The organism is Actinomadura sp. 1N219 (genome assembly GCF_044326405.1).
GTDB lineage: Bacteria > Actinomycetota > Actinomycetes > Streptosporangiales > Streptosporangiaceae > Spirillospora.
The window spans coordinates 39,487-61,444 of record NZ_JBIRAY010000025.1 but is presented as its reverse complement, the minus strand read 5'-3'; the positions used below and the strand labels follow the sequence as shown (position 1 = coordinate 61,444).

The window sequence follows — 21,958 nt, the reverse complement described above, 5'->3', positions numbered from 1 at the left end:
TCTGGGGGGCGACCCCCAGACCCCCGGGCAGTCGGCCCGAAGATCCTCGCTCCGCTCCGGTCATCGGGCCTCCTCAACGCGCAGCAGGATCCGGGCGTCGCCGGCCGTGACCACCGAGCCGGTGATCAGGACCCCGGCGCCCCGGTACTCGCCGGTCTCCTCCGCGAGGCCGATCGCCCGGTCGATCGCGTCGTCCAGGCGATCCTCGACATGGACGCGCTCCGGGCCGAAGATGCTCTGGGCGAGCTCGGCCAGCTCCTCGGGCGGCATCGACCGCGGCGAGGAGTTCCGCGTCACGACCAGCTCGGCGACGACGGGTTCGAGCTGGTCGAGGACGCCCGCGACGTCCTTGTCCGCGGCGATCGCGAGCACCCCGGCGAGCCGGGTGAAGCCGAACGACTCGGTGACCGTGGCGACGGTCGCGGCCATCCCCGGCGGGTTGTGCGCCGCGTCCAGCAGGACGGTCGGGCCGGTCCGCGCGACCTCCAGGCGTCCGGGCGAGGCGGACTTGGCGAAGCCGCTGCGCACCAGCGCCGGGTCGAGCTGGCCCTCGTTCCCGCCGAGGTAGACCTCGCCCGGCGCGATGCGGGTGGTGGCCTCAAGGTTGGTCTCTCCCCTGGTCGGCGCGCCGCTGGCGAACGCCTCCACGGCGGCGAGGGCCGTCGCGGCGTTGCTCGCCTGGTGCTCGCCGAACAGCGGCAGGAAGATCTCGTCATAGCGGCCGTGCAGGCCCTGAACGCCCACCTGCTGGCCGCCGAAGGCGACGTCCCGGCTGAGCACGCCGTACTCGACGCCCTCGCGCGCCGCCGCCGCGCCGACCTCCACGACCCGCCGCAGCAGCACCTCGGCCGCCTCGACCGGCTGCTGCGCCAGCACGACCACCGACTCCGGCTTGATGATCCCGGCCTTCTCCCCGGCGATCTCCTCGATGGTGTCGCCCAGGTAGCGGGTGTGGTCCAGCCCGATCGGGGTGATGACGGCGACGGCGCCGTCGGCCACGTTCGTCGCGTCCCACGCGCCGCCCATGCCGGCCTCGACCACGGCCACGTCGACCGGCGCGTCCGCGAACGCCGCGTACGCCATCGCGGTCAGGACCTCAAAGAACGAGAGGCGCGCCTCGTGCTTGCCGTCGACCAGCTGCGCGAACGGGAGCACCTCCTCGTACGCGGCGACGAACCGCTCCTCGCTGAGCGGCTCGCCGTCGATCGCGATCCGCTCCCGCAGCGTGGTCATCTCCGGGCTGGTGAACAGGCCCGTGCGCAGGCCGCGCTCGCGCAGCAGCGCCTCGATGAGCCGGGCGGTGCTGGTCTTGCCGTTCGTCCCGGCGATGTGGATCACCGGGTAGCTTCGGTGCGGCTCCCCCAGGACGTCGACCAGGTCGCGGACGCGGTCGAGCGTGGGGTCGATCTCCCACTCGACGCCGCGGGCCATGATCGCGCCGACTGCGCGCTGGTAGTCGGACGCCTCGGATACCTGGTTCACGATCTCAGAGCCTACTCGCCGGTCCCCCGGGTTCCGGACGGACCCACACTGGAGTCATGGACGTGTTCTTCCGGGAATGGGAGCGGCGGGCTCCCGGCGAGACCCGCGATATAGGGCGGGCACGCGAGCTGGCGGCCGTCCTGGACATCCTCTCGCCGGACGCGCCCGTCCTGACCGTCGTGGGGTCTAAGGGGAAGGGAACGGCGGCTACCTACGCGTCCGCCTTTCTCGCGGCCTCCGGGCTTCGGGTGTGCACGGTCACGAGTCCTGGTCTTCGCAGCAATCGCGAACGGATCAGGGTGGACGGGCGCGCTGTCTCGGAAGAAGAGCTTGAGTTCCTGGGGAGCCTTCTGGAGGAGGCCATTCGCGCTCTACCGCCGCCTGCAGGGGGCTATCTGTCGCCGTCCGGGCTCTTCACCATCGCGGGGGTCGTGCACGCGCGGCGGGTGGGCGCGGACGCGATCGTCCTGGAGGCGGGCATGGGCGGACGGTCGGACGAGGTCTCCCTCTTCCCGCCCGCCGTCGTGGCGATCACGCCGATCTTCCGGGAGCACGCCGGGGTGCTCGGGGACACTCCGGCGGAGATCGCGGAAGAGAAGCTCGGCGTGGCGGGGCCCGCGACGGCCGTGCTGTCCGCGCCGCAGTCGGCCGAGGTCACCGGGGTCCTGGGAGATGTGGAGCGGGTGGCGGCGGGCGGCAGCGGGCTCGCGGAAGACCTGCTGCCCGGCGGGCTGGTGCGCGGCAGCGCCGAACTCGGCGTCGTCGCGGCCCGCCGCCTGCCGGGCGTCACCGAGCCGCCGGACGGGGCACTTCGCGATGTGCTTGCGTCGGTCGTCCTGCCGGGGCGGCTGTCCTGGCACGACGTGCCGGGATCGGCGACACGGCTGCTGATCGACTCCGCCGTCGACGGGACAGGAATCGCCGCCGCCCTCACCGCCGCGCGGCGCGTCTGGGGCGCGATCGACCGCGTCGTCGTCTGCCTCCCCGACCACAAGGACCTGGACGGCGCCGTCGCCGCGCTGGACGGGTTGCCGGTGACGTTCGTCCGGCTGCCGCTGCCGCATCTGCGCTTCACCCGCCCGCTGCCGACCGGCTGGGAGATCGTCGGCGCCGACGCCGTCACGCCCGCGTTCCTCGCCGCGCTCGGGCGCCGCGTCGTCGTGCTCGGGACCGTCTACTTCACCGGGCTCGTCCTGGACGCGGTCGGCGCCGACACCGATCGGCTCTTCGTCACCGCGGCCTCTCGACGTCCGCCCTGATCCGCCGCATGACCTCGGCCATCAGCGGGAAACGCGGGTTCAGCGACGGCCGGTTGGACGCGACGACGCCGTAGGAGTCCGCGGTCGCCCACGCGCAGTACGTGTGCGTATCGGCGAGGACGGCGAACGTTCCGCAGACGGCCTTCCCGTCCTTCTCGCCGGGGTCGGCGTCCTGCCCGGCGATGAACGTCGTGGGCCGCGCCTTCTGCAGGAAGTCCGCGGGGTCGCCGACCCGGCCCGTCCCGCCCACGAACAGGACGTTGATCGGCCGGACGGGCTCCTCGCTGTACACGGCCCTGCCGCGCTCGGCGACCGGAACCCCGGCAGCCTCGATCGCCGTGACGACGAACGGGTACGCCGCGCTCGCCTGGGGGGAGGTCAGGCCGTCCATGCGCAGGCCGCCCGCGGTCGCGCCCGCGCTGATCACCTTCTTGGAGGCGGGGACGCCTGCGGCGCGGGCGTCCTTCCCGCCGGGGGCCTTCTTCCCGCCTCCGGCGCCGTCGTCGCCGGCGCCCGTCCGGAACGCGAGCACGCCCGCCATGAGCACGACGGTCCCGACGGCGGCGGCGCCCGCCACGAGCAGGAACCTCGGGAACCGCTTCCGTCCGGCTCCGTGCGGCAGCACGCCGGGCAGCGGCGGCCCCGGCGGGAAGGGGCCCGCCGGCGGGCCGGGGAGCACGGGCAGCGGGCCGGTGCCGTCCGGGACGAGCGGGTGCCCGCCCGACGCGTCCCGGATCACGATCTGCGGGCCGGTCCCGTCCGGGACGGGCGCGTGCGGGCCCGTCCCGCCGCCGGAGTCGGCCGACCACCACGGACGCGAGTCGCCCCACGGCGCCGCCGCGGCGTCCTCCGGCGGGCCGCCGTCCTCGACGGCCTGCGGCGCGTTCAGGTCATCGCCGGACGAGGAGTCCGGCATCTCGGACCGAGGGGGTGATTCGGCCATTGCACTCCCGATGGTTCGGCTGCCGTGTCAGACGGCGGGCAGCGCGGTCAGCTGCGACTCCAGCCGCCTGATGTCCGCCTCGGCCTGGGCGAGCCGGTCCCGGTTCTTGGCGACGACGGCCTCGGGCGCCTTCGCCATGAACGCCTCGTTGCCGAGCTTCCGGCCGACCTGCTCCACCTCCTTGCGGGCGGCGGCGAGGTCCTTCTCCAGCCGCTTGCGCTCGGCGGCGACGTCGATGGCGCCCGCGGTGTCGAGCCGGACGGTGACGTCCTCGACCGGCAGGGACGCGGTCGCCGCGAAGCCGTCCCCCGGCTCGGTGAGGCGCAGCAGCGCGCGAACGCCCTCCTCGTGCGCCGCCAGCGGCGAGCCGTCCCACTCCAGCGCCGCCGCGACCTTCTGGCCCGGCTTGAGGCCCTGGTCGGCGCGGAACCGCCGGACCTCCGTCACGAGCCGCTGCAGCGACTCGATGAGCGCCTCGGCGTCCCGGTCGGCGCGTCCCGGCTCGGCGGACGGCCACGGCGCTGTCACGATCGTCTCGCCGCCCGTCAGGGACGTCCACAGTTCCTCGGTGACGAACGGGATCACGGGGTGCAGCAGCCGCAGCAGCTTGTCGAGCACCTCGCCCAGGACCCGGCGCGTCGCTTCGGCCCGGTCGTCGGCCAGCTGCACCTTCGCCAGCTCGACGTACCAGTCGCAGACTTCGTCCCACGCGAAGTGGTAGAGCGTCTCGCACGCCTTCGCGAAGTCGTAGGACTCCAGGTGCGCGTCCACCTCGGCGATGACGGTCTGGAGGCGCGACAGGACCCACGCGTCGACGGTGGAGACTTCGGCGGGCATCTCGCCGCGGACGTGCGCGCCGTTGATGAGCGCGAACCGCGTCGCGTTCCACAGCTTGTTGCAGAAGTTGCGCGACCCCTGCGCCCACTGCTCCGCCACGGGGACGTCGCCGCCGGGGTTCGCGCCGCGCAGCAGCGTGAACCGGGTCGCGTCGGCCCCGTACGCGTCGATCCATTCGAGCGGGTCGATGACGTTCCCGAACGACTTGGACATCTTCTTGCCGAACTGGTCGCGGACCATCCCGTGCAGGGCGATCGTGTCGAACGGCTGGACGCCGTCCATCGCGTACAGCCCGAACATCATCATCCTGGCGACCCAGAAGAACAGGATGTCGTACCCGGTGACCAGCACGGACGTCGGGTAGAAGCGCTTCAGGTCCTCCGTCTCGTCGGGCCATCCCAGCGTCGAGAAGGGCCACAGCGCGGAGGAGAACCAGGTGTCCAAGACGTCGGTGTCCTGCGTCCAGCCGGCGGGCGGGTCCTCGTCCGCGGCCGGGCAGACGACCTCGCCGTCCGGCCCGTACCAGACGGGGATGCGGTGCCCCCACCACAGCTGCCGGCTGATGCACCAGTCGTGCATGTTGTCGACCCACTCGAAATAGCGGGCCGCCATCTCCGGCGGGTGGATCTTGACGCGGCCGTCGCGGACGGCGTCGCCCGCCTCCCGCGCCAGCGACTCGACCTTCACGAACCACTGCAGCGACACGCGCGGCTCGACGACCGTGGCGCACCGCTGGCAGTGCCCGACCGAATGCCCGTAGGGACGGACCTCCTTGACGATCCGGCCCTGCTCGCGCAGCGCGGCCACGACCGCCGGGCGCGCCTCGAACCGGTCGAGGCCCTCGAACGGCCCAGGCGCGGTGACGACGCCGCGCTCGTCCATGACCGACAGGGACGGCAGCGCGTGGCGCCGTCCGATCTCGAAGTCGTTGGGGTCGTGCGCGGGGGTCACCTTCACGGCGCCCGTCCCGAACTCGGGGTCGACGTGCTCGTCGGCGACGACGGGGATGCGGCGACCGGTCAGCGGCAGCTCGATCTCACGTCCGACCAGGTGCGCGTACCGGGCGTCCTCGGGGTGGACGGCCACCGCGGTGTCGCCGAGCATCGTCTCAGCCCGCGTAGTCGCGACGACGATCGCGTCATCGCCCGCCCCGTACCGGATGGAGACCAGCTCGCCGTCGACGTCCTCGTGCTCGACCTCGATGTCGGACAGGGCCGTCAGGCAGCGCGGGCACCAGTTGATGATGCGCTCCGCGCGGTAGATGAGCCCGTCGTCGAACAACCGCTTGAAGATCGTCCGGACGGCCCGGGCACGGTCGTCGTCCATCGTGAACGCCTCGCGCGTCCAGTCGACGCTGTCGCCGAGGCGGCGCATCTGGCCGAGGATCCGCCCGCCCGACTCCGCCTTCCACTGCCAGACCCGCTCCACGAACGCCTCGCGCCCGAGGTCGTGCCGCGACACGCCCTCCTTGGCCAGCTCGCGCTCCACGACGTTCTGGGTGGCGATGCCCGCGTGGTCCATGCCCGGGACCCACACCGTCGCGTGCCCCTGCATGCGGCGCCGCCGGACGAGCGTGTCCTGGATGGAGTGGTCGAGCGCGTGCCCCATGTGCAGCGAGCCGGTGACGTTCGGCGGCGGGATCACGATCGAGAACGGGGGCCCGTCCTGCCCCGCGGTGAACAGCCCCGCCGATACCCACTTCTCGTAGAGCCGGCCTTCCACGTCCGCCGGTCGGTACTGGGTGGGCAGGTCGACGTCTGCGGCGGCCCCCTGGCCGCGCTGAGTGCTGGGCTGTGTCACGGCTGACGATTCTACGGGGACCGGGGAGGCCGCCGTCCCGCGGTGGCAGGGCGTTTCCCGCCGGGATCGGGACACAGGTCACCTGACACCGGGTCGCCCTGCCGGAAAGGGTTGCCGGGAACACCCGAAACGGAGAGGCGAAGGGAGGGACGGGATGCGAACGGTACTGGCACGCGCAGCCGTGCTGGCCGGCGCGTTCACCGCGGGGGCCGTGGCGGCGCGTGCCGCGACCATCCCTCACCTCCGTCGCCTCACCGCCGACCTGCAGCGATCGCGGGAGCGGATCCTCGCCAGCCGGGAGGAGGAGCGGCGCCGGCTGCGGCACGACCTGCACGACGGGCTCGGGCCGACGCTCGCCAGCCTCGCCATGTCGCTAGACGCGGCCCGGATCACGCTGGCCTGCGAACCGGAACGTGCCGATCCGCTGCTCGCCGACGTCCGGGACCGGCTGGCCTCGGCCGTCGGCGAGATCCGCGACCTGGCGCACGGCCTGCGCCCGCCCGCCCTCGACGACCTCGGGCTCGTCGCGGCCATCCAGTCGTTCGCCGAGGGCTGCTGCGAGCGGGTGGACGTGCGGTTCGACGGCGAGCACCTGGAGCTGCCCGCCGCCGTGGAGGTCGCGGCGTACCGCATCGCTCAGGAGGCGCTGACGAACGTCCGGCTGCACGCGCCCGAGAGCACCGCGACGGTCCGGCTGACGCGGGACGCCGAACTGCACCTGATGGTGGCCGACACCGGCCCCGGCCTGCCCGACTCGTCCCGCAACGGCGCCCAGCAGCGGCGGCGCGGGATGGCGGCGATGAAGGAATGGGCCGCGGAGGTCGGCGGGAGCTGCGCGATCACCGCCCGGAACGGCGGCGGGACCCTCGTCACCGCCCATCTCCCGCTCGCCGCCGCGGCGGCTGCCGCCGGGTACCATCGTCCTTCCACGGGAAGAGGCGGGGCGTAGATGTCGGAGACGATCCGGGTCCTCATCACCGACGACCACCCGGTGTTCAGGCAGGGCCTGAAGGGCCTGCTGCAGGCGCTAGGCGTGGACGTCGTCGGCGAGGCGGAGAACGGTCCGGACGCGGTGCGGCTGTCGGCCGAGCTGCAGCCGGACGTCGTCGTGATGGACCTGCACATGCCCGGCGGCAACGGCATCGAGGCCACCCGCACCATCACCCGGACGAGCCCCCGCATCGGCGTCCTCGTCCTGACGATGTTCCGCGACGACGACTCCGTGTTCGCGGCGATGCGCGCCGGCGCCCGCGGCTACCTGCTGAAGGAGTCCGGCGCGGAGGAGATCGCCCGCGCGGTCCGGGCCGTCGCGGCCGGCGAGGCCATCTACGGCCCCGAGATCGCCCGCCGCGTTCTCACCTACTTCACCGACATGCCCGACCCGCGCCGCGCCGCGTTCCCCGAGCTCACCGAGCGGGAACGGGAGGTCCTCGGGCTGATCGCGCAGGGCCGCAGCAACGGCGACATCGCCGGGACGCTGTTCCTCAGCCAGAAGACCGTCCGCAACCACGTCTCGAACATCTTCATGAAGCTCCACGTCGCCGACCGCGCCCAGGCCATCGTCGTCGCCCGCGAGGCCGGCCTCGGCGAATCAACCACCCGCCACTGACCCCCGACACGCCGAACGCCCCCAACCTTGCGGTCGAGGGCGTTCCGCCGTTCGCCTAAGCCGACTTTTCGCGCGGTTCGCGCTTGGGGCGGTCGCGCGGGACGAGGGTCGGGTTGACGTGCTCCAGGACGGCCTCGCGGGTGATGACGACCCGGGCGACGTCCTGGCGGCTCGGCACCTCGTACATCACCGACAGCAGGACCTCCTCCATGATGGCGCGCAGGCCCCGGGCCCCGGTGCCGCGCAGGATGGCCTGGTCGGCGATGGCCTCCAGCGCGTCGTCGGTGAACTCCAGGTCGACGCCGTCGAGCTCGAAGAGGCGGTGGTACTGGCGGACCAGCGCGTTCTTCGGCTCGGTGAGGATGTTGATGAGCGCCTCGCGGTCGAGGTTGTGCACCGACGTCATGATCGGGAGCCGGCCGATGAACTCGGGGATCATGCCGAACTTCAGCAGGTCTTCCGGCATGACCTCGCCGAGGACGGCCGACGACACCTCGAAGTCGGACTTGGAGCGGATCTGGGCGCCGAAGCCCATGCCCTGCTTCCCGACCCGCGACTCGACGATCTTCTCCAGGCCGGCGAACGCGCCGCCGCAGATGAACAGCACGTTGGTGGTGTCGATCTGGATGAACTCCTGGTGCGGGTGCTTGCGGCCGCCCTGCGGCGGGACGCTCGCGGTGGTGCCCTCCAGGATCTTCAGCAGCGCCTGCTGGACGCCCTCGCCCGACACGTCCCGGGTGATCGACGGGTTCTCGCTCTTGCGGGCGACCTTGTCGACCTCGTCGATGTAGATGATGCCGGTCTCGGCCTTCTTGACGTCGTAGTCGGCCGCCTGGATGAGCTTGAGGAGGATGTTCTCGACGTCCTCCCCCACGTACCCGGCCTCCGTCAGCGCCGTCGCGTCCGCGATCGCGAACGGGACGTTGAGGAGTTTGGCGAGCGTCTGCGCGAGGAGCGTCTTGCCGGATCCGGTGGGGCCGAGCAGCAGGATGTTCGACTTGCCGATCTCGACCGGGTCGTCCCGGCCGGTCTCGCCCGACTGGATCCGCTTGTAGTGGTTGTAGACGGCGACGGACAGCGCCTTCTTCGCCGTCTCCTGCCCGATCACGTAGGAGTCGAGGAACTCGTAGATCTCCCGCGGTTTGGGCAGGTTGTCCCACTTGAGGTCGGAGGTCTCGGAGAGCTCCTCCTCGATGATCTCGTTACAGAGATCGATGCACTCGTCGCAGATGTACACGCCCGGACCCGCGATGAGCTTCTTGACCTGCTTCTGGCTCTTTCCACAGAACGAGCACTTCAGCAGGTCACCGCCGTCGCCGATGCGTGCCACCCAACTGTCTCCTTTTCGTGGGGCCGACCGCCATGCAGTTTGCGGCGCAGCTCGGTTGCGTCCCGAAGGCTCTCGACGTTGGTTTCGACGTTACCGCCTCCAACGGACTTGGGAAGCCCCTCGCCCGGAAGTGTGACGACCGGGCTCGGGGGTCTCCCTCGTCCTCGTGCCGTCTCAGGACGACACTACCTCGGCCTTGCGCTTCCTGCTGGCGAAGACGTCGTCGATGAGACCGTAGTCCTTCGCCTCCGCCGCCGTGAGGATCTTGTCGCGCTCGATGTCGCGGCGGACCTGCTCGATGGTCTTGCCGCTGTGCTCGGCCAGGATCGTCTCCAGCAGCTCCCGGATCCGCATGATCTCGCGGGCCTGGATCTCGATGTCGCTGGACTGGCCGTAGGTGCCCTCGGTCGCGGGCTGGTGGATCAGCATCCGCGAGTTGGGCAGCGCGGCGCGCTTGCCCGGCGTCCCCGCGGCGAGCAGCACCGCCGCGGCGGACGCGGCCTGGCCGATGCAGACCGTCTGGATGTCCGGCTTCACGAACTGCATCGTGTCGTAGATCGCCGTCATGGCGGTGAACGAGCCGCCCGGCGAGTTGATGTAGATGCTGATGTCGCGGTCGGGGTCGATCGACTCCAGCGTGATCAGCTGGGCCATCACGTCGTTGGCGGACGCGTCGTCGATCTGGATCCCGAGGAAGATGATCCGCTCCTCGAAGAGCTTGTTGTACGGGTTCATCTCCTTGACCCCGTACGTGGTGCGCTCGACGAACGAAGGGATGATGTACCGGCTCTCGACCGGCGCCGGGGACCCGCCCGCCTGGCCGCCGTCGCGGTGGACGCCCGGGACCAGATCGGTGAAGCCGGGTCGGATGAGGTCGCTCACTGTGTGCCTCCGATAAATGATCAGGTCGGGTCGTCAGGAGACCGTGCCCTGGGAGGGCACCTGGGTGGCGCTGAGCACCACGTGGTCCACCAGCCCGTAGTCCTTGGCCTCGTCGGCGGTGAACCAGCGGTCGCGGTCGGAGTCGCGCTCGATCTGGTCGAGCTGCTGGCCGGTGTGCTCGGCGATCTTCTCGGCGAGCGTCCGCTTGACGTACAGCATCTGCTCCGCCTGGATCTTGATGTCGGAGGCGGTGCCGCCGATGCCGCCGGACGGCTGGTGCATCATGATCCGCGCGTGCGGCAGGGCGTAGCGCTTGCCGCGCGTCCCCGCGCACAGCAGGAACTGCCCCATCGACGCGGCGAGGCCCATGCCGACCGTGACGATGTCGTTCGGGACGTACTGCATGATGTCGTAGATCGCCATGCCTGCGGTGACGGAGCCACCTGGCGAGTTGATGTAGAGCGTGATGTCGCGGCGGCCGTCCTCGGCCGACAGGAGCAGCAGCTCCGCGCTGATGCGGTTGGCGATGTCGTCGTCGACCTGCTGGCCGAGGAAGACGATCCGTTCGCGCAGCAGCCGCTGGAACAGCTGGTCGCCCAGAGCCAACATGGGCGCCTCGGCGACCCGCGCCTGGATCCGCGACGACTCGTCGAAAGTCGGAGGCATGCTCACCGGGTGTTCCTCCGGTCCTTTAATCGGTTCGGATGATTGGACATTAACGCGCTCACAGGCCCGGTTAAGCCCGTGGGGCCGCCTTTTCGCCAGGGGCGTACCCGGTCGCCGCGGCGTGTCACGGGAATACGCGACACGCCCCGCACCCGGTTTACGGATGCGGGGCGTGTCCTGTGCGGTGCAGAACGTCCAGTAGGTCCCTAGGAGGACTTGCCCTGGGCGTCCTCCGGCTCGGCGGCCGGGGACTCGTCAGCGGCGGCCTCAGCCGTCTCTTCGGCCGCCTCGTCGACCGCTGCCTCCGCCTGCTCGGTCTCGTCGGCCTGCTCGGCGGTCTCGGCTTCGACGGTCTCGGTCGTCTCGGCCTCGGTCGTCTCGGCCTCGGCGGTCTCGGTTTCGGCCTCGGCGGTCTCGGCGGTCTCGCCGTTCAGCTCGCGCTGGACGGCCTCGACGTCGATGACGTTGCCCGACTCGTCCTTGACGGTGACGTGCTCGACCACGAGGTTCAGCGCCTTGCTGCGCAGCACCTCCGAGACGATCGCCGGGAGCTGGTTGTTCTCGGTGAGGTACTGGGCGAGCTGCTGCGGCTGGACGCCCATCTGCATCGCCTGCGTGACGACGTACTCGCTGAGCTCCTCGTTCTCGACGTTCAGCTCCTCCTGGACGGCGAGCTGGTCGAGGACGAAGCCGCCCTTCACCGCGAGCCGGGCGGCGTCGGCGACCTCGGTGTCGAACTCCTCGGCGGACTTCTCCTCGTCCTTGAGGTAGTCGTCCCTGGTCATGCCGGCCATCTGGAGCTGCTGCTCCAGCTGCTGGTTGCGGCGGCCGACCTCCTCGTCCACGACCTTGTCGGGGAGCGGGATGTCGACCTTCTCCAGCAGCGCCTCGAGGGCCTTGTCGCGCGCGTCGGACAGCTGCTGCGCCTTCACCTGCCGGCCGAGCCGCGTCCGGACGTCCTCGCGGAGCTCGTCGATCGTGTCGAACTCGCTGGCCAGCTGGGCGAACTCGTCGTCCAGGTCCGGCAGGTTCTTGATCTTGACGCTCTGCACGGTGGCCGTGATCTCGGCCTCCTCGCCGGCGTGCTCGCCGCCGGTCAGGGCGCCGGTGAAGGTGGCCTCCTCGCCCGCGGCGAGGCCGACGAGCGCGTCGTCCAGGCCTTCGACGGACGACTTGCTGCCGACCTCGTAGGAGTAGCCGGGCGTGGACGCGTCCTCGACCTCCTCGCCGTCGATCCGCGCGACCAGGTCGACGGTGGCGAAGTCGCCGTCCTCGACGGCGCGCTCGGCGGTGGTCAGCGAGGCGAACCGCTCGCGCAGGTTGCCGAGGGTCTCCTCGACCTGCTCGTCGGTCACCTCGGCGTCGTCGACGACGACTTCGAGGCCGTCGTAGTCGGGCACCTCGAACTTCGGCCGGATGTCGACCTCGGCGGTGAACGCGAACTGGGTGCCGTCCTCCAGCTCGGTCACCTCGACGTCGGGCTGCCCGAGCACGAAGAGCTCGGACTCCTCGACGGCGCGGCCGTACAGCCCCGGAAGCGCGTCGTTGACCGCCTCCTGCAGCACCGCGCCCCGGCCGACGTACTTGTCGATCAGCGGGGCGGGGACCTTCCCGGGCCGGAAGCCCTTGATCCGCACCTGCTGCGAGATCTCCTTGTACGCCTTGTCGAGGTTCGGCTTGAGCTCGTCGAACGGAACCTCGACGGTGAGCTTGACCCGCGTGGGGGTCAGCTCCTCGACATCGGTCTTCACTGGGGTCGGTCTCCTTGATCGGGCGCTTTCTCGCCGCGGCGTTCGACGCGTGCTTCTGGGTGCTGCCTGCGAGGCCCTCGGCCCTGCGCGCGTACGGCCTGCGTCGTTTCGGCCCGTCCGCGTCGTCCATCGGCCGGTCAGTCTCTCAGCGGCGCGGGCACGCCGAACACGGCTCCGCGCCTTCGCGCGGCCAAGTCTATGGGGTAGCGGCGCCGGCTGCGGACATCGGACGCCCCCCGGACCGCCGAATCCGCGTCAGCAATACCGCACAGGCAGTGACATCCAGCACCAGAACCCCCATACTCATCCGGGATGAACGGGATAGCCGCGGCCTTCAGTGCGACCGGTCTCTACTACCTCGGGTTCGCCTTCTTCAAAGTCGCGGCGGACCGGATGGCCCCTCTCCGGGGCAACCGCATCCTGCACATGACCTGGACGATCGTCAGCAACTGGATCTTCCTGATCGCGCTCGCGTTCGTGCTCGGCGGGCTCAGCCTGCAGATCATGGCGCTGAGCAAGCTGCCGCTGTCCACGGCGGTGCCGATCTTCATGTCCGGCATGGTCCCGCTGCTGCTGATCGCGCTGGTGTTCTTCGGCGAGCGGCTCACCGCGCGGGAGTGGCTGAGCCTGCTGCTGATCGGCGGCGCCATCCTGCTGCTCACCGCCTCGCTCCGGGCGGACGAGCCGATCGGCTCGGCGGACGCCCCGCTGTGGAAGATCGCGGTCGTGGTGGGCCCGGCGATCGCGGTGCCGGTGCTGATCCTCGTCCTCGGCGACTACCGGCCGGACGGGCGGCACGCCCGTCCCGTCACCGGCATCGCCTACGGGCTGAGCTCGGGCTTCCCGGTCGGGACCGCCGAACTGGCGATCAAGGGGTGGAGCGACCACGCGGACGCCGCCCGGCCGGAGATCGTCCTGACGCCGTGGCCGTATCTGACGGTGTGCTCGGCGGCGATCGGGTTCGGGATCATGGTGATGGCGTTCCAGCGCTGCCGGGTCTCGATCGTGTCGACCGTGATGACGGTGACGGCCAAGACCTACCTGCTGACGATGGGAACGTTCCTGTACGCGGAGCAGTGGCCGCAGGACATGGCGCACTCCGGGATGCGGCTGGGCGCGCTGGCGCTCGGGGTGATCGCCGTCCTGCAGTTCCCGCGGCACCGTCCCATCGAGGACGAGCCGCGGGAGCCTTCCCATGCGGGCGCGCCGTCCACGCGGGATCCGTTGGGCTACCCGCCGGTCAGGGACCCCGCGCTCGGTGACCCCGCGCTCGGTGACGCGGCGGCCGGGGAGCGGGCGGTCGGCGGGCCGCTGTCGGGGCATGCCGGACAGGGGGTGCCGCATGCCGCGCCGGTGCCGCCGCAGCGCTCCCCGCACGCGCAGGACCTGCTCGGCCGGGGGCCCTACAACCGTCCGGAGCCGACGCCGCCGCGACGGCCCGTCCGCCCGCAGAATCCCGCGCCCACCGAGACGGGGGCGGACGGCCGCTGGCGCGGCTTCACCGACTAGCGCCCCTTGCGGCCCTTCCGGTCGTTGCCGGGGAGTCCCTTGTCGAGGCCGGCCCGGCGGAGTGCGTCGGCCATCGCGCCACCACCGCCGCCTCCGCCGCTGCCGCCGTCCTGGCCGCCACGGCTCTGGCCCCGCTGACCGCCCTGGCCGCGCTGACCGCCTTGACCGCCTTGACCGCGCTGACCGCCCTGGCCGCCCTGGCCGCCCTGGCCGCCCTGGCCGCGGCCGTCGCCGCGGGGTTTCTGGCCGCCGGTGTTCTGCTGTCCGCCGCGGTCGCGGCGCTCGGCCTGCCGGGGCCGCTGCCGTCCGCCGCCCTGCTGGTCGCGGCCGGGCTCGTCGTCCAGGCGGAGGGTCAGCGAGATGCGCTTGCGCTGCAGGTCGACGTCCATGACCTTCACGCGGACGATGTCGCCGGGCTTGACCACCTCGCGCGGGTCCGCGACGAACTTGTCGGACATCGCGGAGATGTGGACGAGCCCGTCCTGGTGGACGCCGACGTCCACGAACGCGCCGAACGCGGCGGCGTTGGTGACGACGCCCTCCAGGATCATGCCGGGTTCGAGGTCGCCGAGCTTGTCGACGCCCTCCTTGAACGTCGCGGTCTTGAACGCCGGGCGCGGGTCGCGGCCGGGCTTCTCCAGCTCGGCGAGGATGTCGGTGACGGTCGGCAGCCCGAACGTGTCGTCGACGAAGTCGGCGGGCTTCAGCGAGCGCAGCACGGCGCTGTTGCCGATCAGCCCCTTGGTGTCGGCGCCGGCGGCGGTCAGGATCCGGCGGACGACCGGGTACGCCTCCGGGTGCACGCTGGACGCGTCGAGCGGGTTGTCGCCGCCGGGGATGCGGAGGAATCCGGCGCACTGCTCGAACGCCTTCGGGCCGAGCCGCGGGACGTCCTTCAGCCCGCGGCGGCTGCGGAACGGGCCGTTGGCGTCGCGGTGCGCGACGATGTTCTCCGCGAGCCCCTCGCCGATGCCGGACACGCGGGTGAGCAGCGGCGCGGACGCGGTGTTCACGTCGACGCCGACGGCGTTCACGCAGTCCTCGACGACGGCGTCGAGCGAGCGGGACAGCTTCACCTCGGACACGTCGTGCTGGTACTGCCCGACCCCGATCGACTTCGGGTCGATCTTGACGAGTTCGGCGAGCGGGTCCTGGAGGCGGCGGGCGATGGAGACGGCGCCGCGCAGCGACACGTCCATGCCGGGCAGCTCGCGGCCCGCGTACTCCGACGCCGAGTACACCGACGCGCCCGCCTCCGACACCATGATCTTGGTGAGCGTGAGGTCGGGGTGCCGGGCGATCAGGTCGGCGGCGAGCTTGTCGGTCTCCCGGGACGCGGTGCCGTTCCCGATGGAGACGAGGTCGACGTCGTGCTCGCGGGCGAGGCGGGCGAGCGTCTCGATCGACTCGTCCCACTTCCGGCGGGGCTCGTGCGGGTAGATCGTGTCGGTGGCGACGACCTTGCCGGTGGCGTCCACGACCGCGACCTTGACGCCGGTGCGCAGGCCCGGGTCGAGGCCCATGGTGGAGCGGGTCCCGGCGGGCGCGGCGAGCAGCAGGTCGCGCAGGTTCGCGGCGAACACGCGGACGGCCTCGTCCTCGGCCTCCTGGCGGAGCCGCGTGCGCAGGTCGATGCCGAGGTGCACGAGGATCCGGGTGCGCCACGCCCAGCGGACCGCCTCTGACAGCCACTTGTCGGCCGGACGGCCCTGGTCGGTGATCTGGAACCGGCGCGCGATCTCCGCCTCGTAGGAGCTGCGCTCCCCCGGCTCCGGCTCGTCCTCGGGGACCAGGTCCAGGTCGAGGACCTCTTCCTTCTCGCCGCGGAACAGCGCGAGGACGCGGTGCGACGGCAGCTTCGCGAACGGCTCGGCGAACTCGAAGTAGTCGGAGAACTTCGCGCCCGACTCCTCCTTGCCGTCCCGGACGCGCGAGACCATCCGGCCGCGGTTCCACATGCGCTCGCGCAGCGCGCCGATGAGGTCGGCGTCCTCGGCGAAGCGCTCGACGAGGATGGCGCGGGCGCCCTCCAGCGCCGCGGTCTCGTCGGCGACGCCCTTGGCGGCGTCCACGTATCCGGCGGCCGCCGCCCGCGGGTCGTTCGACGGGTCGCCGAACAGCAGGTCGGCGAGGGGTTCGAGGCCGGCCTCGCGGGCGATCTGCGCCTTGGTGCGCCGCTTCGGCTTGTACGGCAGGTAGACGTCCTCGAGCCGCGCCTTAGAGTCGGCCGCCATGATCTGGGACCGCAGCTCGCCGGTGAGCTTGCCCTGCGACTCGATCGACTCCAGGATCGCGGCGCGGCGCTCGTCCAGCTCGCGCAGGTAGCGCAGCCGCTCCTCCAGGGCGCGGAGCTGCGCGTCGTCGAGCGTTCCGGTCGCCTCCTTGCGGTAGCGGGCGATGAACGGGACGGTCGCCCCGCCGTCGAGGAGTTCCACCGCGACCCGGACCTGCCCCTCCCCGACGCCGATCTCCTCGGCGATGCGCTGGGTGATGGGCGGCGGGCCGTCATGCCCGGCGGACGTCTGGCTCATGGTCGCTGTCACAGCTCGTTATTCGCTTTCAGTCTGAGTTGTCCCACACGAGGTTGTCCCGCACGAGGACCCCGGGTCCGTCCCGGGTGCGGACGGCGGCGGGCTCGTCGGCGCGCGGCACGCACTAGGGCAGGGTAGGTCTAAGTCCACCTCCGGCGCGGGCGAGAGGGGGCCTAACACCACCGAGCCGCGGCCGAAGGTCGACCACAATGGGGGCGGGGCCGGGATCTACCGGACAGAGGGGCCGGTATCCACCGGACAGAGCAGCCGTGGAGGTACAGGTGAGCGACCGCGAACTGGTCATCGGGCCGCGTCTCGGGGTGTACGGGCGGCGCGCCTTCACCAACCTCGTCCGCGGGGTCGTGCAGATCGTCGTGGCGTACGTGGCGAACCTGCCGCTGTTCATCCTCGCGGTGCTGTCGATCGCGTTCATCCCGCTGGGCGTCGGGGTCGTGCTCACGCCGGTGGTGATCCAGGCGATCCGCGGGATCGCCAACCAGCAGCGCCTGTGGGCGGCCGAGTGGTCGGGCGTGGAGATCGGCGTGCCGTACCGTCCTGAGCCGCCGGGCGGGCTCGGGCCGTTCGCGCGGCTGAAGTGGCTGTTCTCCGACCCGGCGACGTGGCGCGACCTGCTGTGGACGTTCCTGAACGTGCCCATCGCGCTCGTCCTCGGGATCCTCGCCGGGCTGCTGAGCCTCTACGGGCTGGAGGGCGTCCTCGTCGCGCCGTGGCTCGCGCAGATCACCACCTACGGGTGGGGCCCGTTCTGGCCGCTGGACGACTACGGCGTGTTCGGGATCGTCGCCACCGTCTTCCTGGGTGCGGTGATGCTGGTGGTGTCCGTCCCGGTGGGGCCGCTGTTCCTGAAGGCGCACGCGCTGTTCTGCCAGTCGCTGCTCGCGCCGACGCGGGCCGCGCTGACCGAGCGCGTCCAGCGGCTGACGGAGACGCGGCTGGAGACGGTGGACGCGTCCGCCGCCGAGCTGCGCCGCATCGAACGGGACCTGCACGACGGCGCGCAGGCCAGGCTCGTGGCGCTGAGCATGAACATCGGGCTCGCCGAGGAGATGATGAAGCACGACCCGGAGACCGCGCAGCAGCTCCTCGCCGAGGCCCGCGCCGCCAGCGGGACGGCGCTGACGGAGCTCCGCGACCTGGTGCGCGGGATCCATCCGCCGGTGCTGGCCGAGCGGGGGTTGGACGGGGCCGTCCGGGCGCTGGCGCTGGGGCTGCCGCTGCCGGTCGACGTCCATGCCGACCTGCCGGGACGCGCCGACGCGCCGGTCGAGTCGGCGGCGTACTTCGCGGTCGCGGAGATGTTCGCGAACGTCGTCAAGCACTCGGGCGCGCGGCGGGCCTGGCTGCAGATCGAGCATTCGGACGACCGGCTGCTCATGATCGTCGGTGACGATGGGGTGGGCGGCGCCGACCCCGCGCTGGGGTCCGGAATGCGCGGGATCGAGCGCAGGCTGGCCGCCTTCGATGGGACCATGGCCGTGACGAGCCCGCCCGGTGGGCCGACCGTCGTGACCATGGAGCTGCCGTGCGCGTTGTCATCGCCGAAGATCTCGCCCTCCTCAGAGACGGGCTGATCCGCCTGCTCGGCGCGTTCGGCTTCGAGGTCGTCGAGGCCGTGGACAACGGTCCTTCGCTGCGGCGGGCGCTGACCACGCACCGCCCGGACGTGGCGGTCGTGGACGTGCGGCTCCCGCCGACGTTCACCGACGAGGGGCTGCGGGCCGCGCTGGAGGCGCGCCGCGAGATCCCCGGCCTGCCGGTGCTGGTGCTGTCGCAGCACGTCGAGCAGCTGTACGCGCGGGAGCTGCTGTCCGACAGCACGGGCGGCATCGGCTACCTGCTGAAGGACCGGGTGTCGGACGTCAAGGTGTTCGTGGAGGCGGTCCGCCGGGTCGCGGACGGCGGCACCGCGCTCGACCCGGACGTCGTCGCGCAGCTGCTGACCCGGCACGCCCGCGAGGAGCCGCTGCAGCAGCTCACCCCCCGCGAGCGCGAGGTGCTCGGGCTGATGGCGGAGGGCCGGTCGAACGCGGCGATCGCGGCGAAGCTGTTCGTCACCGAGAAGGCGATCAGCAAGCACACGAACAGCATCTTCGCCAAGCTCGGGCTGCCGCAGTCCGAGGACGACAACCGGCGCGTCCTCGCGGTCCTCGCCTACCTGGGCGCTTGAGCCGACTATTTCGCCCAGGGCGGGACGAGCCGCTCGTCGCCTTGAGGGGCGATGTCGCATTTCGCGTCGTCCACGATGGCGTCCGGGTCGTAGGCGAGGCAGCCTGCGTGGGCGGCGACGACGGCGGTGAACCCGGCGTCCGGGCGGGAGGTCATCTGGCGCGGGACGTCGGCGGGCAGGACGACGGTGTCGCCGGGGCCCGCCTCCAGCTTGCGTCCGTCCAGGTCGATGGTGGCGGCGCCGTCCAGGAACGTCCAGATCTGCTCGGTGTCGAAGGCGTGCAGCGGCCCGGTCCGGCCGGGCGCCATGTCGACGCGCCAGAGTGCGATGCCTTCGGTGCCGCCCTGGGTGGGCGTCGCGAAGGTGGTCATGGTGCCGTTCGGCGTGTCGGTGCGGCGGCTTTCGGCGTCGCGGATGAGCGTCATGAGCCCCGATCCCCTAAGTTAGACAATGTGGTTGTCCTTATAGTCAACGAGGTTGTCTTTTATGTCAAGTGACGAGCACGGCGACGCCGGCGACGACGGGGCCGCGGACGCGCCCGGCTGGGAACTGCCGCTGCGGCTCTTCCTCGCCTTCCGCGTGATCGTCGACGAGGTGCACGCCGAGCTGGCCGAGCAGGGGCATCCCGGCCTGCGTCCGATGCACGGGTTCGTCTTCCAGGCCATCGGGCCGGACGGCACGACCGCGGTGGAGCTGGGCCGGCGGCTCGGGGTGAGCAAGCAGGCGGCGGGCAAGATGATCGAGTCGCTGGAGCGCGCCGGGTACGTGGAGCGCGGCGCGGACCCGTCCGACGCCCGGCGCAAGCTGGTGCGGCTGACCGCGCGCGGCGCCGACTCGCTGGCCAGGTCGGCGCGGATCTTCGACCGGATCCGGGACGACTGGGTCCGGCGGCTCGGCGCCGACCGCGTCCGGGCCCTGGAGCGGGACCTCCGCCGGGTCACGCCGGACGACCCGTGGCGGCTCGACGTCCCCGGCTGGTTCGGCTCGGCCTGAAAATTCTTCGACGGTTTGAACCCGTATGTGCCCAGGCAGCCGCTTAGACCACCTGCATTGACGCATCCGACCTGCCCGAAAGCCCTTGAACGCACCGTTCCACCCGGTTACGATCCACCCAATTCTTAGGAAAGTTTCCTAAGAATTGCGGGGATTCCTGTTTGCTTCGGGGGCCGAACGAACGGAGAATCATGTCAAGACCGGGCGGACGGCGGGCGATCGCGCTCGCCGGCGCGGCAATCCTGGCGGTCTCCACCGCCCTGGTGGCGGCGCCTCCGGCGTCGTCGGCCGGGACGGTCACCGCCGAGTGTAAGAAGACCCAGGACTGGGGCACCGGCTTTGGCGGCACGTGCACGATCACGAACGGGACCACTGCCCCCTTGAACGGCTGGAAGGTCGAAGGTGACCTGCCATCCGGGACGAGCGTGACGTCGGTTTGGAACGCCACCAAGACCGTTTCCGGTAACCACTACACCTTCACCAACCCGACGTGGAGCAACACCCTCGGGGCCAACACCACGGTGAGCTTCGGCTTCAACGGAACCGGCCCCGGTTTCTTCACCGGCTGCAAGGTCAACGGTGCGGCCTGCGACGGCGGCGGCACCGGCGAAGAGGACCTCGAGGCTCCCACCACCCCCGCGGGCCTCCGCCTCGTGAACAAGTCCGCGACGACCGTCGGCCTCGCGTGGAACCCCTCCACCGACGACGTGGGCGTCACCAGTTACGACGTCTTCCAGGGCACCACCAAGGTCGCTTCCGGAAGCGAGACCGGCGCCAACATCACGGGTCTCACTCCGAAGACCGCCTACACCTTCACGGTCAAGGCGAACGACGCCTCAGGGAAGAGCTCCCCGGCTTCCGCTCCCCTCCAGGTCACCACCGACGAAGGGGGCACCGGCACCGCCGGCAAGGTCATCGGCTACTTCGTCAACTGGGGCGTCTACCAGCGGAACTACCACGTCAAGAACATTGACACCAGTGGCTCCGCCCGCAAGCTGACCCACATCAACTACGCCTTCGGCAACGTCCAGGGCGGCCGGTGCACCATCGGCGACGGGTACGCCGACTACGAGAAGGCGTACGGCGCCGACCAGAGCGTCGACGGCGTCGCCGACACGTGGGACCAGCCCCTGCGCGGCAACTTCAACCAGCTCCGCAAGCTGAAGAAGAAGTACCCGAACCTCAAGGTGCTGTGGTCGTTCGGCGGCTGGACCTGGTCCGGCGGCTTCGGCCAGGCCGCGGCGAACCCGGCGGCCTTCGCCGAGTCCTGCTACAACCTGGTCGAGGACTCGCGCTGGGCGGACGTGTTCGACGGCATCGACATCGACTGGGAATACCCCAACGCCTGCGGTCTGACCTGCGACACCAGCGGCGCGGCCTCGTTCAAGAACCTCATGAGCGCGGTGCGGGCCAAGTTCGGGTCGAACAACCTCGTGACGGCCGCGATCACCGCGGACGCCAGCGCGGGCGGCAAGATGGACCTGGCCGACTACAAGGGCGCGTCCGAGTACGTCGACTGGTACCTGCCCATGACCTACGACTACTTCGGGGCATGGGACGCGCAGGGACCGACGGCGCCGCACTCGCCGCTCACGTCCTACCCGGGCATCCCGCATGAGGGCTTCAACACCTCGGACACCATCGCCAAGCTGAAGTCGATGGGGATCCCCGGCAGCAAGCTCCTGATGGGTCTCGGCTTCTACGGCCGCGGCTGGACGGGCGTCACGCAGAAGGAGCCCGGCGGCACGGCCACCGGACCCGCACCCGGCAAGTACGAGCAGGGCATCGAGGACTACAAGGACATCAAGGGACGATGCCCCTCGAACGGCACTGTCGCCGGGACTGCCTACGCCCACTGCGGCAACCAATGGTGGAGCTACGACACGCCTGCCACGATCGGCAGCAAGTCGGGCTGGGCCGGCTCCGAAGGACTCGGTGGCGCGTTCTTCTGGGAGCTCAGCGGCGACACCGCCAATGGCGAGCTCATCAACGCCATCCGCTAGCCGTCTCGGCTGAGCTGTTCGCAGAGGGGGTCCTCCCAGCCCCTTAGGCAGCCGAGACATCGGGCCCCTGACCAACCGGACGCCGGTCAGGGGCCCGCCCTTGACCGGACCCCGGTCGAGGCCCGGCCCTTTCCCGGCGCCCCCCGCCGCCGGGAAAGGGCCTTCATCGTTCTCC

17 protein-coding genes are annotated in these 21,958 nt (G+C 71.2%); 8 read left to right on the top strand and 9 right to left on the bottom strand.

Annotated elements, in window-relative coordinates; translation table 11 throughout:
• Positions 1 to 60: 60 nt before the first annotated feature.
• On the bottom strand, positions 61 to 1,431 hold the full coding sequence (locus ACH35V_RS40420; protein WP_395980196.1) for a bifunctional folylpolyglutamate synthase/dihydrofolate synthase: 1,371 nt from the start codon (positions 1,429 to 1,431) through the stop codon (positions 61 to 63).
• 107 nt (positions 1,432 to 1,538) lie between these two features.
• On the opposite strand from ACH35V_RS40420, the gene ACH35V_RS40415 reads away from it, so the two are divergent.
• The gene (locus ACH35V_RS40415) at positions 1,539 to 2,741 is read left to right on the top strand and encodes a hypothetical protein (protein ID WP_395980185.1); all 1,203 of its coding nucleotides are present in this window, start codon (positions 1,539 to 1,541) and stop codon (positions 2,739 to 2,741) included.
• Here ACH35V_RS40415 and ACH35V_RS40410 read toward each other — a convergent pair.
• Positions 2,713 to 3,684 carry a hypothetical protein gene (locus tag ACH35V_RS40410; protein ID WP_395980184.1) on the bottom strand — a complete coding sequence of 324 codons (972 nt, stop codon included), beginning with the start codon at positions 3,682 to 3,684 and terminating at the stop codon, positions 2,713 to 2,715. The two genes, ACH35V_RS40415 and ACH35V_RS40410, sit on opposite strands and share 29 nt — an antisense overlap.
• Positions 3,685 to 3,711: 27 nt before the next feature.
• Positions 3,712 to 6,321 carry a valine--tRNA ligase gene (locus tag ACH35V_RS40405; protein ID WP_395980183.1) on the bottom strand — a complete coding sequence of 870 codons (2,610 nt, stop codon included), beginning with the start codon at positions 6,319 to 6,321 and terminating at the stop codon, positions 3,712 to 3,714.
• Between the two features lie 154 nt (positions 6,322 to 6,475).
• Between ACH35V_RS40405 and ACH35V_RS40400 the strand changes: the two genes are divergently transcribed.
• Together ACH35V_RS40400 and ACH35V_RS40395 are read left to right on the top strand one after the other, a co-directional pair.
• Positions 6,476 to 7,270 carry a sensor histidine kinase gene (locus ACH35V_RS40400; protein ID WP_395980182.1) on the top strand — a complete coding sequence of 265 codons (795 nt, stop codon included), beginning with the start codon at positions 6,476 to 6,478 and terminating at the stop codon, positions 7,268 to 7,270.
• Positions 7,271 to 7,930 (top strand): response regulator, encoded by a 660-nt coding sequence (locus tag ACH35V_RS40395; protein ID WP_395980181.1) that lies wholly within the window; start codon positions 7,271 to 7,273, stop codon positions 7,928 to 7,930.
• Positions 7,931 to 7,985: 55 nt separating this feature from the next.
• Here ACH35V_RS40395 and clpX read toward each other — a convergent pair whose 3' ends face one another.
• The 4 genes from clpX to tig all read right to left on the bottom strand — a co-directional run bounded on the left by clpX (position 7,986) and on the right by tig (position 12,559).
• Entirely contained in the window at positions 7,986 to 9,260 is a 1,275-nt protein-coding gene (gene clpX / locus ACH35V_RS40390; protein WP_395980180.1) for an ATP-dependent Clp protease ATP-binding subunit ClpX, read from the bottom strand.
• A gap of 174 nt (positions 9,261 to 9,434) precedes the next feature.
• On the bottom strand, positions 9,435 to 10,109 hold the full coding sequence (locus ACH35V_RS40385; protein WP_395980195.1) for an ATP-dependent Clp protease proteolytic subunit: 675 nt from the start codon (positions 10,107 to 10,109) through the stop codon (positions 9,435 to 9,437).
• A 66-nt stretch (positions 10,110 to 10,175) separates the two neighbouring features.
• On the bottom strand, positions 10,176 to 10,808 hold the full coding sequence (locus tag ACH35V_RS40380) for a ClpP family protease (protein WP_395980194.1): 633 nt from the start codon (positions 10,806 to 10,808) through the stop codon (positions 10,176 to 10,178).
• 206 nt (positions 10,809 to 11,014) lie between these two features.
• On the bottom strand, positions 11,015 to 12,559 hold the full coding sequence (tig, locus tag ACH35V_RS40375) for a trigger factor (protein WP_395980179.1): 1,545 nt from the start codon (positions 12,557 to 12,559) through the stop codon (positions 11,015 to 11,017).
• A 312-nt stretch (positions 12,560 to 12,871) separates the two neighbouring features.
• On the opposite strand from tig, the gene ACH35V_RS40370 reads away from it, so the two are divergent.
• On the top strand, positions 12,872 to 14,068 hold the full coding sequence (locus ACH35V_RS40370; protein WP_395980178.1) for a hypothetical protein: 1,197 nt from the start codon (positions 12,872 to 12,874) through the stop codon (positions 14,066 to 14,068).
• Here the strand turns inward: ACH35V_RS40370 and ACH35V_RS40365 are convergent.
• On the bottom strand, positions 14,065 to 16,599 hold the full coding sequence (locus tag ACH35V_RS40365) for a Tex family protein (protein WP_395980177.1): 2,535 nt from the start codon (positions 16,597 to 16,599) through the stop codon (positions 14,065 to 14,067). The two genes, ACH35V_RS40370 and ACH35V_RS40365, sit on opposite strands and share 4 nt — an antisense overlap.
• 281 nt (positions 16,600 to 16,880) lie before the next feature.
• Here ACH35V_RS40365 and ACH35V_RS40360 point away from each other — a divergent pair, with 281 nt between their 5' ends.
• Together ACH35V_RS40360 and ACH35V_RS40355 are read left to right on the top strand one after the other, a co-directional pair.
• Positions 16,881 to 18,191, top strand: coding sequence for a sensor histidine kinase (locus ACH35V_RS40360; protein WP_395980176.1), 1,311 nt, complete (start codon positions 16,881 to 16,883; stop codon positions 18,189 to 18,191).
• The gene (locus tag ACH35V_RS40355; protein ID WP_395980175.1) at positions 18,143 to 18,787 is read left to right on the top strand and encodes a LuxR C-terminal-related transcriptional regulator; all 645 of its coding nucleotides are present in this window, start codon (positions 18,143 to 18,145) and stop codon (positions 18,785 to 18,787) included. The genes ACH35V_RS40360 and ACH35V_RS40355 overlap by 49 nt, the downstream gene beginning before the upstream one ends.
• A 5-nt stretch (positions 18,788 to 18,792) precedes the next feature.
• On the opposite strand, the gene ACH35V_RS40350 is transcribed toward ACH35V_RS40355, so the two are convergent.
• Entirely contained in the window at positions 18,793 to 19,212 is a 420-nt protein-coding gene (locus ACH35V_RS40350; protein WP_395980174.1) for a cupin domain-containing protein, read from the bottom strand.
• Positions 19,213 to 19,273: 61 nt separating this feature from the next.
• Here ACH35V_RS40350 and ACH35V_RS40345 point away from each other — a divergent pair, with 61 nt between their 5' ends.
• Together ACH35V_RS40345 and ACH35V_RS40340 are read left to right on the top strand one after the other, a co-directional pair.
• Positions 19,274 to 19,780 carry a MarR family winged helix-turn-helix transcriptional regulator gene (locus ACH35V_RS40345; protein ID WP_395980173.1) on the top strand — a complete coding sequence of 169 codons (507 nt, stop codon included), beginning with the start codon at positions 19,274 to 19,276 and terminating at the stop codon, positions 19,778 to 19,780.
• Between the two features lie 191 nt (positions 19,781 to 19,971).
• Positions 19,972 to 21,783 carry a glycosyl hydrolase family 18 protein gene (locus ACH35V_RS40340; RefSeq protein WP_395980172.1) on the top strand — a complete coding sequence of 604 codons (1,812 nt, stop codon included), beginning with the start codon at positions 19,972 to 19,974 and terminating at the stop codon, positions 21,781 to 21,783.
• Positions 21,784 to 21,958 lie beyond the last annotated feature (175 nt).

Coding starts and splice junctions, on each gene's coding strand:
- ACH35V_RS40410 (WP_395980184.1), bottom strand. CDS start 3,684: ATGGCCGAATCACCCCCTCGGTCCGAGATGCCGGACTCCTCGTCCGGC.
- ACH35V_RS40380 (WP_395980194.1), bottom strand. CDS start 10,808: ATGCCTCCGACTTTCGACGAGTCGTCGCGGATCCAGGCGCGGGTCGCC.
- ACH35V_RS40400 (WP_395980182.1), top strand. CDS start 6,476: ATGCGAACGGTACTGGCACGCGCAGCCGTGCTGGCCGGCGCGTTCACC.
- ACH35V_RS40365 (WP_395980177.1), bottom strand. CDS start 16,599: ATGAGCCAGACGTCCGCCGGGCATGACGGCCCGCCGCCCATCACCCAG.
- ACH35V_RS40345 (WP_395980173.1), top strand. CDS start 19,274: ATGTCAAGTGACGAGCACGGCGACGCCGGCGACGACGGGGCCGCGGAC.
- ACH35V_RS40340 (WP_395980172.1), top strand. CDS start 19,972: ATGTCAAGACCGGGCGGACGGCGGGCGATCGCGCTCGCCGGCGCGGCA.
- ACH35V_RS40395 (WP_395980181.1), top strand. CDS start 7,271: ATGTCGGAGACGATCCGGGTCCTCATCACCGACGACCACCCGGTGTTC.
- ACH35V_RS40420 (WP_395980196.1), bottom strand. CDS start 1,431: ATGGCCCGCGGCGTCGAGTGGGAGATCGACCCCACGCTCGACCGCGTC.
- ACH35V_RS40350 (WP_395980174.1), bottom strand. CDS start 19,212: ATGACGCTCATCCGCGACGCCGAAAGCCGCCGCACCGACACGCCGAAC.
- ACH35V_RS40415 (WP_395980185.1), top strand. CDS start 1,539: ATGGACGTGTTCTTCCGGGAATGGGAGCGGCGGGCTCCCGGCGAGACC.
- ACH35V_RS40370 (WP_395980178.1), top strand. CDS start 12,872: ATGAACGGGATAGCCGCGGCCTTCAGTGCGACCGGTCTCTACTACCTC.